The organism is Candidatus Kryptoniota bacterium (assembly GCA_036567965.1).
GTDB lineage: Bacteria > Bacteroidota > Ignavibacteria > Kryptoniales > JAKASW01 > JAKASW01.
Window position 1 is genome coordinate 1 of sequence record DATCTN010000030.1, and the last position, 13,123, is coordinate 13,123.

Below are 13,123 nucleotides of genomic sequence, written 5' to 3' on the forward strand. Positions count from 1 at the left end.
TCAAAAGGGAATGGACACGAAATTAGAAAGACCTAAACATTGTGACCCACCACCTCTAGTGTCTTAGAAATCCCCGAAAAAAGTTGCCCAAAAGTTGCCCACGACCTGCACGAACCTTCGAATTCAGCGCGCCTGGAGGGATTCCCCCGAAGGGGTCCCTTCGGGAGAACCCCCAACGCAGTGCGCCTGCCGAGAGTCGAACTCGGAACCCTCAGATCCGTAGTCTGATGCTCTATCCAATTGAGCTACAGGCGCGGCATCATTAAATTAGTTCTCGAACCGTGAATTTCAAAGAAGATCGATGGAGTCGAGATGTCTGAAAAATCTGCAGTAGTAAGACAGGTGAGAGGTATGACTTTTGTCGGACTCACAGAATCAGGGCACTGGGTCAGCGTCGACGGACCTCCCGACTTTGGCGGGTCCAATGCAGCAATCCGGCCGAAGGAATTGGTCCTTATCGCACTCGGTGCTTGCACCGGAAGTGATGTCGCCTCGATCCTGCAGAAGAAAAAAATCAAGCTTTCCGGATTCGAAGTAAAACTGAAAGCCCACGTCGCCGATGAACACCCGCAAGTCTATACAAAGATTCACATCGAGTATGTCTTCTATGGCGAGAATCTTTCGAAACCTGACCTCGAACGAGCTATCGACCTTTCACAAAATAAATATTGTCCTGTCAGCGCTATGCTCAGACCGTCAGTAGAGCTGACGAACTCGTATGTAATTCTTCCGCCGGAGGATTTCCAGAACCCGAAGTCGATTCTCTGAAAGAGGTTAGGTGGCTCGTTTGTGCTACTTTAGCTTGAGGTCCTTAACCAATCTTATTGCCTCAGCCACCATTACTGCAGATGAAATGTCCTGAGGTCTCTCCCGCATTGAGTCCGTTCCACATTTCTGAATACCGTCGACACAGTTGGTGAGGTCCTGTGTACTGACGAGGTCTTCGAAAAAGACCAACATTCGTTCAAATTCTTGCCTGCACGACTTGAATTTCGATGTCGCTTCTGTCAGGTACATCCCTACAAGATTGCACGAGTGGTCCGTACCAGTATGAATCGATTCTTCATTTCGAGTTTGCAAGAATATTTCTACAAGATTCCTGGAAATAGCAACCTGCTGATCCTCATCGAGTGGACTGAATGTCATCACGAGCGGCATTGCCATATTCAGAGTCACCTGACCATGATCCACTATATTCTTATATCGTCCGTCAGGTTCGTAAAATGTGCTGAAGAAACCCGATTCAATTTGAGATATGATGTCAGTATACCGAGCGCCTTCCGAAGAATCCGAGTCGCTTATCAGCCTGAGAAGGTTGTATAGAAGAGCGTTTATACATGCGTTGCTCGGATTTGCTGCAGCGATATCAGATCCGCCTGTCAAAACTATTAGTCCTGTCGCGCCGAGCCTCTTTCCTCCCAAATTGTTCTCGAGTATCATGTCAGCCGACTCTTTGAGCACAGGCATGAAGCGCCTTAACAGACTCGCCCCATCCTCCTTCGCGGTGCTTCTTGCTAGTGCCACGGCAAAGTAAAAAGGCACCATCGGGTCGTCGTAATTTATGTGCTGGTCGCTTTCGTCGACGCTTGCCGGGAGCACTCCATTCATCTTATTGGTAACCAGATTGTGCAAGATATTGTGCTCCAGTTTGCTTTCGCCGGAGATCCAGCTCAATCCCGCTAACGACAGAAGGGTATCTCGGATCATGATGCTGCCGTACGGATAACCTTCAAGGACAACCGAACCTCGAACAGCATGACTCCTGACGAAATGACATGAACCCATGTCTGCAAGCCTGATATACTTCTTGGAAAGTCCGGACCTGGAGCGCACTGCCTCGATTGCTTCCACATATTTTGCCTCGATCTCGGAATAATCAAATTCCCCGAGGTCCCGAGTAGATGCAGCAAGCGTTACGCTTTTTCCGGGTTCGAGTATCGTCTCCCAATATCCGATGTTATATAAGTCCTCTCGGCTGTCGTCATAATTGCCACCGTCGTTCTTGTAAATGAAATCGCGATACCAGAACGACTCCGGACTGGTATTGTAAATTCGAGACAGCTTCAGATAGACTCGTGGAAGATTCATATCCGCCACAATCCTGACACCGTCAGGAAGTTCGTCCACAAGGAAGCCATCGCCGGCAAGGAGGAGAGAGTCCTTCAGCCTGAAGCTGAGAAGGGGCAAAAGCCGGAACGTCAACTCAACTTTCGAATCATTTTCATAGTGAATGAAAACTGAATTAGAGTGTTTCGGCATTACGACTTTTTTAGACAGAAGGTTGCCGTCCAGATCGAACGACAATTGAGGGAAGTGATCGAACGTGAACTTATGCAGGTATTTGTAACCCTGCGGGAATAGCGTGCCGGGGTATTGATTTGTCCCCAGAAAATATGATTTCCCATTAACTATGACTTCTTCGTCAACTTTATTCAGAAGTGCCAGTCTTCTAAGCGGAGGATTCAATGAAACGGTGAGTAGCGAATGCTGCCGACGAGTGTTCATGAAAGAAATCGTGCTCGAAGCAAATCCACCATCGCCATCCGTCAGAATCCACTCCTTTGATGACGAGAATTCTATGTCCCGTAGCTGTTTTTGACCGAAAACTATCATTTTTGACAATATAACTAATGCTGTTTCAACTGAAAACCTTGATTTTGCTTCAAGTAAAAGGAGAAGTAAACTTGATTAACTCATTGAGAGACTATAAATTCCTGACAATGAGGTTTTCTAGAGCAGTTTTGACGTTTGTTCTGGCTGCGATTTTTCCCGCGATCGCTTCTTCGCAGGTCGCCGGAGGAACCGTGGCGGAGCAGCAAGACTATACCTTCGCCGTCGGTCTCTACCGCGATGCTCAATACAATTTGGCTCTACAGCAATTTAAGAATTTTCTGACGAATTACCCCAACGCTACGAAGACGGACGAAATAACATTTCTTTGTGGCGAATGCCTTATGCAGGAAAGACTGTACGACAGCTCTCTGGGTTATTATGAGAAGGTTATAGGCGAATTTCCCAGCTCAACTTATTATATGAGATCGGAACTGAGGGCTGGGGAGGCTTACCTCCAGATGGGCAATTATGCGAAATCGGAAAAGCTCCTCAAGAGTGTATTGTCGGGCTCAAGCGATAACGACATCAAGGGGGAAAGCTCCTACAGACTCGGACAATTATTTGCAGCAAAGGACGACTATCAAAACGCGATAAAATACTTCGAACTCTCCTACGACGGTTACCCTGCTTCACCGTTTGCCGATTATGCATTCTATGGGCATGCCTGGAGCTATGGCAAGATTGGAAAGTTTCAGGAGAGCAAGCAAGAATTCTCGCAACTCATTACCAATTACCCGAAATCGAAATTGAAGCCGGATGCAATTGAGAAAATGGGCGAATGCGACTTTTTCACCTACGATTACCAATCGGCCATAAATGAGTTCAAAAGTTCAATCGCGCTCTCAAACGATATCGAATCAGCCGCGGCCGCGCTGTACTACGAGGGCAGAGCGTTTGAGGGGTTGAGTCAGGCTGACAGCGCCAAAGTAGTCTTCACTGAATATCTTGCTGTATATCCAAACGAGACGCATTCAGATGAAGTGCGGCTTCTTCTCGCGAAGCTGCTCGACGTCTCGAGCGATGGAGCTCCGAAGGCGATCGCGATTCTAGGTCAGGTGTCCCCAAAGGGACCCTTGTATTTTGACAGCCGAATCGAAATCGCAAATGCTTACCAGGCGAACGGTTCTCCCGACACAGCGAGGATGATCCTGGAGAATCTCATCAGCGGCAACAAGGACCCCGAGAAGGTGGCACGCGCGAATTACGCGCTAGGTCGACTTTTCTTTGCTCGGAAGAATTACCAGGAAAGCCAGAAGTCGTTTGTCCTCGCGGCAAGGAGCCCGTCACAATATGGCGAAGCGATGAAAAATGCCGCATTGTCTGCGGCTGCGGACGGAAGGTACAAGGAAGCAAAAGAGTTTTTCCTGAATTCCATTGCTCAGCTCAAGGGTGATGATCTCGCGAGAGCTCATTTTGATTATGCCGCTTCTCTGTACGCGTCAGGCGACTATGCCGGGGCGGCACAAATCTATCTTACTGCGCTCGGAATCTCTACAACCGATAGGGAAAGAGACGATGCAGTTTACATGGCAGCCGAATCGTTCTACCGCGCCAGCGAGTATGGCCCTTCGCTCGCTAACTACCAGCGGTATCTGACGACATTTCCGGGCGGAATCCATTCATCGAACGCTTTCCTGGGTGTCGCGTATTCTTATTTCTACTTGAATGATCTCGATTCTGCGGCGGTAAGCTTCAGGAAGTTTATCGATGCAAATCCGAACTCTCCACTGCTGCCCATCACGTATCTGAGATTCGGCGACTGTTATTATTACGGAAAGGACTTTTCAAAAGCGATCGAAATATACGAAACAACCGCGAAGAAATTTGAAAACGACACCGCATCAGCGTACGCCTGGTACCAGGATGGAGAAGCGAACTTTCATCTGGGTAAATACGGTCCTGCGGTGACAGCTTTCGAATTCGTGGTAAGCACTTATTCAGGTTCCGCGGTCGCTCCGGAGGCGCAATACGCAATTGGGTGGGTCCACTTTACCGAAACTAAATATGCCGAGGCGATAAGCGAATTCGACAATCTTGTTGCACGGTATCCAGGCAGTCCGGTCGCCGCTCGGGCACTATCCACGGAAGGAGACGCATACTACAACCAGGGCAAATATGCCGATGCGCTCACCTGCTACCAGTCGTTGCTTCAGAAATATCCTTCCAGCGACTACGTTGACAATGCTATAATGGGAATGCAATACTGCCTTACGGTTCTTGGCAGGTCTAAAGAAGCAGAGGGCGTAATCGACAGTTTTGTTCGCGAGCATCCTTCGCTTGCAAGCGTCGACAGGATCTACTATAAAAAGGTCGAGTACGATCTGAACCAGAAGAAATACTCGGACGCCGAAAGGGACTTGAAGGAATTCATCGTGAAATTCCCGAGAAGCAGCATGGTGGGCAAAGTGCTTTACAATCTCGCGATTGTCGAGCTGAATCTTGGGAAAGAGAAAGCGGCCACAGGAGTCCTCTCTGATCTGCTTGACCGAAGGCCTACGGACGAATACACAACCGCAGGGAAGATAAAGCTTGCGGAACTGTACCAGGCCAAAAAAGGTTACACGGAGGCTGAACGACTTCTCAAGGAGGCCGCTGCGTCCGCCGATCCAAACAGTACTGGGGCGCTCGTCGATCTCGGCAAATTGTACCTCGCACGTCAGGACACAGCCTCCGCAAAAGCGACGCTCTTGAAGGCCGCCCAGGTACAACCAGATTCTGCCAGCGCAGCTCAAATAGGCGATGCAAAGATCCTGTTGAGCGGCATTTACTTTAATTCCGGCAGCACGCAGGAAGCGATTTCGTTGGCAAACACGGTGGCGTCCTCGCACGAAGATATGATTGGCGCACGGGCGCAACTGCGGCTCGGAGAGTACTACTGCGCTTTGGGCGACAGTACGAATGCCGTCCTCTCTTTCCTGAAAGTCAAGTACGTTTTTGCGAGCTTCAGCGACATCGTCGCTCAGTCGCAGCTGGAAATGGCTGACTGCGTTGCGAAGGCCGGAAATCTCAGAGAAGCTCGCAGAGTCCTTCAGGACCTTATCGAAAGCAGAAGTGAAGACTCGTACACAAGAGCGGCGAGGGAACAGTTGAAAAACTTGAGAGCCCGATAGGATTGGAGATATTGAATGAATAAGACTGCGGCTTTTTATGGTGTACTGATCACGATCATCGTCCTCGCACTTATCGTTTCCGCGAATCTCAACAAGACTCCTGAGTTGAAACCCAAGTATGCCGATCTGGTAGAGAATCAGATTATGAGCGCAGATACTTCTAATTCTTTTGGACAGAACCTCCATGCACTACATGGGATTCATTCGCGAGATCAGCTGATGAACGTCATGAGAGGCTTTACTGAAGCTCTCGGGGTGAAGTGCGATTACTGCCACAACACAGACAATTTCCCGAGTGATGAAAAAGTCCAGAAGCGAATGGCCCGTCTTATGATAAAAATGGTCGGGAACATTGACCACGACTATCTTAACGCTCCGCAGATGGAAAAGGTGAGCTGCTTTACCTGTCATCGCGGTTCGACGACTCCAAAAATGACGCTTGCAAAGTGACGAGAGCAGCACTTTCCATATTGACCGTGATGGTTTCAACTACGTCAGCACTACTTGCGCAGGATTTGAACGCGCCTCCGGTTACGACATTCAAGCCGGACACTTCGCTCCCAAAGGTTAGTCTTCCCGAATTTGTCATAACGGGCAGATCACAGATGGAACTTCCAAGAACAGACAAGCCCGGTGTGGCGATCGACTCATCTTACTTTCAGAACAAGGAATTGCAGAGCGGGGATAACGGCGTTCCGCTCGAGCGTTCCTTGACCGCGGAAGATGTGGGGTATCCCGAGGGGCTGACAAGCCTATTCGCTCATGCATCCTACGGTCATTACACTACCGCCGACTATCTTCTATCGGCAGGAGGCGCGCTCCAGGGCTACCTTATGAACGCTTCCATAGGTGGGAACTATACATCGGGTTTCATCCCACTGACAATGGGCCGCGACTTTTCGACTGGAGCCGGTGTATCGAAAGACCTTGTCAGCGACGCGACTATGAAGTGGAGCAGCACGTTCGACGTTGGTTACGCCAGATCGAGCTATTATTTGTACGGTGATCCCTTGCCCAACCTCCTGAGGATGACAAACAGGTACCATGTCGGACTTAACTCGGATCTCGAGATTGGGCCCACACCTCTACAGTTCAATCTTGGTTACGAGCGTTATTCTATTTCTGATTTGTGGGAAGGAGTGGAAGGGACCGCAAAAGTCCAGCTTGCAACGCGCATCTCGATCTCAAGCGGCGACATCAGGCTTGGGTTGGATTATCTTGGCAGCACGCACTCCCTCGCCCCCGCCGCCTCGGCTCCGGCAATATACTACACTCCTTTCACGACGACGGGAATCATCGATCGCCTCCCGTATTATCTCCACATCGGCGGTAGTTATGATAACGGAATTGGAAATCTGTCATACTCTCTGGCAATTGGATATTTCCAGTATACCGACGACTCGACGAGCGGCATCTCAAAACTTTATCCCGATCTGAAGATCATCTACAGGTTCGGCGACAGCGTATCAGTCTTCGCAAGGTTTTTCGGGAGAATCGATCAGGCAGACATGCAGAGTTTCGTGTCCACCGACAGATTCGTAAACGGCTACATACCGCTCGAGAACGCTCAGAGGTTCGCAGACTTCACTGTCGGAAGTACGATTTCATTGATAAGGAATGTGACTCTCATTCCGCAGTTTAATTTGAAGAGTGAGAAATACCTTCCCGTTTTTGCGAGTGTTCCCTCTTATAACAACGTTCTTGTCTACGCGAAGCGGGCGACAGTGTACAAGATCTCTCTCGAGTCGAAATATTCCGAAAATAACCTGAGCGCGGGCCTGGTACTCGAGTATCAAAAGGGAACTGCCGACTCTTTAGGCAATATTCCCAATCTTCCTCCGTTCTTGGCCGCACTTGATGGCCTGTACCGCTTTACGCCTGATCTTGCGCTAAGCGGTAATTTCACATTTCTTTCGAAACGATATACCGACTTAGCTCTTACTCAACAGGTGGGGACTGCTAGTATTCTCGACATGCGCTTCTCATACACATTGGGAATTTCAGGAATTCCATTCGAGTTCTTCGTTGAAGGGAAGAATCTCTTCAACCAAAAGTATTACATCTGGCAAAATTACCAGGAATTCCCGCTTTCGCTTTTCATAGGACTGAATTGCAGGATACGATGAACTCTTTCATATTGATCGGATGAATAGGTGACAATCACGGACGGGACTTTGTTTCATATTATGAGCGTTGATATTATTTCATACTTTCAATAAAATAACATGAACCAACCGAGGAGGGACAATTCATGGGAAGCCTGAACTTTCAAGACGATCAAAACCCGAAACCGCCACAGAGGCAGCCGGATCCTGGTCATCATAGGGATCTGGACGACGCCAAGGTGGACGATATTTTTGTCGATGGGCCGGGCGTTGGCCCAAAGCTCTTGTTGATTGCGGTCGTTGTGATCGTAATCGCCGGCATTGGCGGAGGCCTTTATCTTCTAAACCAGCGGGGCATTCTCAAGTTCGGAAAGAAGACACCCGTCGTGGTTGTGCAGCCCCCAGTAACGGCTCCGCCGGTCAGCGCCGCACCTGCTCCGAAACCGAACGTGGTTCAGCCTACACCGACCGGGAAATTCGCGATACAGGTTTCAGCTTTTAAGAATCAGGACCAGGCGAATCGGGCAGTCCAGAATCTGAAGAAGAAGGGTGTGGATGCTTACGTTTTTGCCGGTGAAGTGCCGAATGAAGGAAAATGGTTCAAGGTCTGCGTCGGCTCCTACGATACGAAACTCCGGGCGCTCGCCGAGACTGAAATGATGAAGCAGAAAGTGGGAACAGATGTCTGGGTCATCTCCGCTCAGTGACAAGCGGAGTACTGTCGCGGGTTCTTACTATTTCCGACAGTACGAGCTGAAGCGGATATACTCGAGTAGTTTCTACCGCGGCATGGCGATCGCACTCGCGATCCATGCCGCGTTCGTCGTCGCATTAATTCTGATGGAGCCAATCTACAATAAGACTCCTGATGTTGAAACTCTTCTCCCGCCAGTGACGACCGGGTTCCGCATAATTGAAATGAAGATGATCGGAATAAAGGAATCCGGTATGGACGTTTCCGGAAAAGGCGGCGGCGAAGGGACGATCAAAGAACCTCCGGCCGCGGCCTTCGCAAATGTGAGGACATCTAGGGCAGCAAACCCGAAAGCTAGTATCACCAATAATGCCTCAATAGTTCCTCGATCGCTTCAGGGTCCGGGAATCAATGACATCGCGGGCATTCGCAGAAATCCGGTTTACTTCGATACGCTCAAAGGGTTTAACGGTTCGTCTCGGAACGGGACGGGATCTGGCGGCGGAACGGGCTCAACCGTCGGTAATACTAGCGGCGAAGGCTCAGGGATGACGGACAAGAACGGTTTCGGCGGGGGCTTCGGCGACAGATTCGTTCCGGGCAACCCGGCTAACAATTCTGCCACTGGAACTCCTTACGAAATCTCGTGGAACGGCGTTGCACGCTCGCTTCTCAACGGTGACGCGCCGACATTTCCCGCAGGCGTAGAGCGCGGCGGAGTGGTGCGCATCAGGCTCTCGGTGGACCCCGCCGGAAACATAGTGTCCATTGTTCCTGTCGAGAAAGCGGACTCGAGACTCGAGGAAGCGGCGATGACCGCAATTCGCACCTGGAAGTTCAGCAAACTTCCCCACGTTTATCCGCAGGTAGATCAACAAGCGACCGCGAAATTTGTCTTCAAATTGGAATGAGCCCGCAACCGCGCTGACATGGATTGAAAAGAAGAGATACCCCAAGGACAATCGGCAAGTCGCTTGCTACCATCGCGGAACGGCTGCGAGATCACTTCGGCCTCCCGAAAAGAAAAAGAGATCTCCCTGACCCGCTCGAACTTCTCATCGCCACGATACTTTCCCAGAACACGAATGATATTAACAGCCACAAGGCTTTTGAAAACCTGAAATCGGCAATCACGGATTTTTCGCTTCTTGACAAAACCCAACCGCGTAAGATCGAGACGCTTATCAAGGTCGGCGGAATATCAAAAAAGAAAAGCAGAACGATAGTAAGAGTGGTCAAAGAGGTAAAGAAGGGGTTTCGCTCGTTCGATCACAAGTCGCTCCGAAAAATTGAACGCTCGGATCTCATAGAGCGCCTGCGCGCTCTGCCCGGCGTCGGTTACAAAACTGCTGCCTGCGTATCTTTGTTTGCACTGGGCGATGACGACGCGTTCCCGGTCGATACTCATGTCCACAGGGTTCTAAACAGGATCGGAGTCGTAAATGAAAGAACTCCCGACAAAACTTATCTGGCTGTCCGTGATTCGATTCCAACCGGTTGCGGATACCAGCTTCACATAAACCTTATCCGTTTCGGCAGAAAGATTTGCACTGCAAGCAAACCTCGATGTATGGAATGCCCCTTGTTCGATCTATGCAAGTGGGACCAGAAAAATTCGCATGGTCGAAGCACGCGAAGAATTTCCTCCGATCGCAATATAAAGTTTATGATCCTGGAGACAGTATGAAAACTCGCGTTCCTGGCATGAAATCAAAGCCGTGCAAGAACGCACAGATTTCTCAAAAGGTATCTTGGGATTATGCCGATATGAGATTAGTGCCTGAAATCATTGATACTGTTATTGAATATTAGATACCTTTTCATTAAGTAAAAGCAATGGAACCGAAAGACCAAGTTCGTGCGCTGAGAATCAGCGGCTTGAATGTGGCAGGTGAGCCGGTCGATGTCGACTATTCTCTGAACCTCATGAACGTCGTCCTCTTCTTCGAGCCCGTCTCGAAGAATTCGCTCGATGTTGTAGAGCTCGTTCGGCTCATGTCGGAGCGCTACTCACGGCTGTCTGTCGGTTTCTGGTATGTGATGGAACCGCGGCTCTCTTGTCTCTATCGCTCGTTGTCCGCGCAAAGGACGCTTGACAGGCTGAGCCTTTTTTCAAATGTCCTTTTCGACGCAAACAATATGATTGTCCTCCAGTCGGGCGTCAGAGTGGTCCCTGCCGTCATCGTTGTCGACTCGAACGGATTAATCTGTTCGCAATTCGAAGGCGAGATCAGCCTGCTGGAAATCGAAAGAACGGTTCAGGCGAGGATCGCACTTTCGGGTTATAAGGACGAGCTCCCTTTAATGTCGCGATTCGATGCGTTTGGGAACGGAATCACCAGCGAACTCTCCAGAGGGCGCAGCGGTTCCGTGATGCGTCAGCTGGGATATGCAACCGGCGATTATGTGTTCGGTAGTGTGATCGCGCCGGAAACGAATCAGGAGTTTTCGCTCCCCGACTACTGTCTCATAAACACCATCTATCCGTTCGGCGCCTGGTTTGTCGGACGCGATTCAATCGCCGGCAATTCCGGAAGCACAGTGTACGTCAGCTGCGCAAGAGACGAATCGGTCACGATCTTCGCAGGGGCCGAAGCAGGAGCGACGCTGAGGATACATACTTCGATCGAGTCGCCGCAGAACATGGTATTTGGCAAGGACGTGAAAAAGTCAGAGGGATCGCTCGAAATGAAATTTGATGAGTTCCGGCCATACGAGGTCCTCCTCAATAGCGGTGACTCCGACCTGCTAATCAGTCTGCAAATCATGTCGGGGACCGCGCAGCTATACTCGGTCGAATTCTGCCCGACCGTGTATGTCCCAGTCAATCGCCCATAACTCAACCGGAAAAAGCCCCGTAACTCGAAATCCTGCCGTGGTCGGTGGATGGCCTGCACACGATTTATGACGCTCACAAAAGTCAACCGGTTGGCTCTCGAGAATTCTTCTCGGGAAAAATCGCACTTCGATTATGAACTCGCTCTTTCGGGAATACCTTCAAGCGCTGAAATCTTCTTTCTAAAATCATTCGACAGCTCTACGGACTTCCTCTCTTTGTAATCGTATCCCACCATCACGCTTGTACCTTCCGCCACAGTTCTGTTTGTCTTCAGATCAGAAATCAAGTATTCCATATCGAAGCTTTTGTTTTTAAGCTTGCTTACTCTGGTATACACGATTAGAGTCTCACCCGAGAAAGCCGGTGACTTGTACGTACACTTTACTTCAAGGACGATCATCCCGAATTTTGTGACGTCGTCCACCGGTATTCCGAAAAGATCTCTGAAGTAATGAACCCTGCCTTCTTCAAAATAACTTAAGTATGTGGCGTTGTTTACATGGCCGAGAGAATCCATGTCGGAGAATCTGACGGGAATATTGATACTGAATTTGAAATCTTTCTTATCCAAGACTCGAAAGGATAACGAACTGGAACGAGACAGTCAAGAAGAGGCAGGGGAACCCTCGCAAGGAGTCCAACTCGTGGGATTGCCATTGGCAGAGGTGTAGATTAGATTTATTTAAACAAATCACTCAGAAAACCACCAAAGAAAATGGAAACCAAGCTGATTGAGTCGATCAAGTCAAAAGCAAAGTCATTGAATCGCCACATCGTCCTTCCTGACGCGATGGATGAGCGGGCGATCTTCGCTGCAAGAAAAGTAACGGACCAGTCGATCGCGAAAGTCTCCCTCATCGGGAGGGAAATGGACATCCGGAAGAAGGCCGAAGAATTGAAATCTCCTCTTGTTGGCATCGACATTGTCGATCCGGAGAAGGACAAGAACGCTGATCGTTACACGAAGACTTTTTACGAATTGAGAAAATCGAAGGGCGTAACGCCCGAGCAGGCAGCCTCGACAATGAAAAACTCGCTCTTCTACGGTGCGATGATGCTGAAAGATGGTCTCGCGAACGGAAGCGTTGCAGGATCGCTCTCCACGACGGGAGATGTACTGCGCGCGGGAATTCAGGTTGTTGGAATGAAAGAGGGCATCTCAATCGTCTCGAGTTTCTTCCTGATAGTATTCCCGAACAAGGTCTATTCGTTCGCTGATTGTGCGGTCGTTCCGAATCCCACGCCGGAGCAGCTTGCCGATATCGCGATAAGCACAGCAGATAATCACCGCAAACTCGTTGGCGAAGAGCCGCGTGTTGCCATGTTGTCATTTTCAACGAAGGGCAGCGCGAAACACGAGATGATTGACAAAGTGGTACACGCTACAGAGATCGCAAGGAAGAAGGCTCCCAATCTGAAGATCGACGGCGAGCTGCAGCTAGATGCCGCGATACTGCCGGAAGTCGCGAAGAGAAAAGCGCCCGCCAGTTCCGTCGCCGGAGATGCGAACGTGCTGATCTTTCCCGATCTGAATGCTGGGAACATCGGCTATAAACTGGCACAACGACTCGGCGGCGCGGACGCACTCGGACCAATAGTCCAGGGACTCAAGAAGCCTGCGTTCGACCTTTCACGCGGATGTAGTGTCCAGGATATCGTCGACGTCATCGCGATAAACTGCGTCATGGGAGCTTGAGCAGATATCAAGCCGTCGGAGCTACCATCGGGTCGATTGCTGACGGAAATCCGGTTGTGCCGCTCA

Annotated in this window: 11 protein-coding genes and 1 tRNA gene; 9 read left to right on the forward strand and 3 right to left on the reverse strand. The window is 49.9% G+C overall.

Translation table 11 applies throughout. The features are described from left to right. Positions 1-181: 181 nt before the first annotated feature. Positions 182-255 (reverse strand) — tRNA-Arg (locus VIS48_13675). A gap of 57 nt (positions 256-312) precedes the next feature. Here VIS48_13675 and VIS48_13680 point away from each other — a divergent pair. After that, entirely contained in the window at positions 313-768 is a 456-nt protein-coding gene (locus VIS48_13680; GenBank protein HEY9167200.1) for an OsmC family protein, read from the forward strand. Between the two features lie 24 nt (positions 769-792). On the opposite strand, the gene VIS48_13685 is transcribed toward VIS48_13680, so the two are convergent. After that, positions 793-2,613, reverse strand: a complete 1,821-nt coding sequence (locus VIS48_13685; GenBank protein HEY9167201.1) for a glycogen debranching enzyme N-terminal domain-containing protein — start codon at positions 2,611-2,613, stop codon at positions 793-795. Between the two features lie 71 nt (positions 2,614-2,684). Here VIS48_13685 and VIS48_13690 point away from each other — a divergent pair, with 71 nt between their 5' ends. The 7 genes from VIS48_13690 (at position 2,685) to VIS48_13720 (ending at position 11,360) form a co-directional block, all read left to right on the forward strand. Next, the gene (locus tag VIS48_13690) at positions 2,685-5,723 is read left to right on the forward strand and encodes a tetratricopeptide repeat protein (protein HEY9167202.1); all 3,039 of its coding nucleotides are present in this window, start codon (positions 2,685-2,687) and stop codon (positions 5,721-5,723) included. A gap of 15 nt (positions 5,724-5,738) precedes the next feature. Continuing rightward, positions 5,739-6,173, forward strand: coding sequence for a c-type cytochrome (locus VIS48_13695; protein HEY9167203.1), 435 nt, complete (start codon positions 5,739-5,741; stop codon positions 6,171-6,173). Beyond that, positions 6,170-7,849: a hypothetical protein gene (locus tag VIS48_13700; GenBank protein HEY9167204.1), complete on the forward strand. Its 1,680-nt coding sequence runs from the start codon at positions 6,170-6,172 to the stop codon at positions 7,847-7,849. The genes VIS48_13695 and VIS48_13700 overlap by 4 nt, the downstream gene beginning before the upstream one ends. A 125-nt stretch (positions 7,850-7,974) precedes the next feature. Next, entirely contained in the window at positions 7,975-8,535 is a 561-nt protein-coding gene (locus VIS48_13705) for an SPOR domain-containing protein (protein ID HEY9167205.1), read from the forward strand. Next, the gene (locus VIS48_13710; GenBank protein HEY9167206.1) at positions 8,510-9,433 is read left to right on the forward strand and encodes a TonB family protein; all 924 of its coding nucleotides are present in this window, start codon (positions 8,510-8,512) and stop codon (positions 9,431-9,433) included. The genes VIS48_13705 and VIS48_13710 overlap by 26 nt, the downstream gene beginning before the upstream one ends. A gap of 23 nt (positions 9,434-9,456) precedes the next feature. Continuing rightward, positions 9,457-10,209: an endonuclease III gene (locus VIS48_13715; protein ID HEY9167207.1), complete on the forward strand. Its 753-nt coding sequence runs from the start codon at positions 9,457-9,459 to the stop codon at positions 10,207-10,209. Between the two features lie 149 nt (positions 10,210-10,358). Then, a complete protein-coding gene (locus tag VIS48_13720; GenBank protein ID HEY9167208.1) occupies positions 10,359-11,360 on the forward strand; it encodes a hypothetical protein in 1,002 nt (333 codons plus the stop codon). A gap of 131 nt (positions 11,361-11,491) precedes the next feature. Here VIS48_13720 and VIS48_13725 read toward each other — a convergent pair whose 3' ends face one another. Beyond that, complete coding sequence (locus tag VIS48_13725) at positions 11,492-11,932, reverse strand: thioesterase family protein (GenBank protein HEY9167209.1); 441 nt, start codon at positions 11,930-11,932, stop codon at positions 11,492-11,494. A 144-nt stretch (positions 11,933-12,076) separates the two neighbouring features. Between VIS48_13725 and pta the strand changes: the two genes are divergently transcribed. Beyond that, positions 12,077-13,057 carry a phosphate acetyltransferase gene (gene pta, locus VIS48_13730; GenBank protein ID HEY9167210.1) on the forward strand — a complete coding sequence of 327 codons (981 nt, stop codon included), beginning with the start codon at positions 12,077-12,079 and terminating at the stop codon, positions 13,055-13,057. Positions 13,058-13,123: the final 66 nt, after the last annotated feature.

Coding starts and splice junctions, on each gene's coding strand:
- VIS48_13705 (HEY9167205.1), top strand. CDS start 7,975: ATGGGAAGCCTGAACTTTCAAGACGATCAAAACCCGAAACCGCCACAG.
- VIS48_13680 (HEY9167200.1), top strand. CDS start 313: ATGTCTGAAAAATCTGCAGTAGTAAGACAGGTGAGAGGTATGACTTTT.
- VIS48_13720 (HEY9167208.1), top strand. CDS start 10,359: ATGGAACCGAAAGACCAAGTTCGTGCGCTGAGAATCAGCGGCTTGAAT.
- VIS48_13710 (HEY9167206.1), top strand. CDS start 8,510: ATGTCTGGGTCATCTCCGCTCAGTGACAAGCGGAGTACTGTCGCGGGT.
- pta (HEY9167210.1), top strand. CDS start 12,077: ATGGAAACCAAGCTGATTGAGTCGATCAAGTCAAAAGCAAAGTCATTG.
- VIS48_13685 (HEY9167201.1), bottom strand. CDS start 2,613: ATGATAGTTTTCGGTCAAAAACAGCTACGGGACATAGAATTCTCGTCA.
- VIS48_13695 (HEY9167203.1), top strand. CDS start 5,739: ATGAATAAGACTGCGGCTTTTTATGGTGTACTGATCACGATCATCGTC.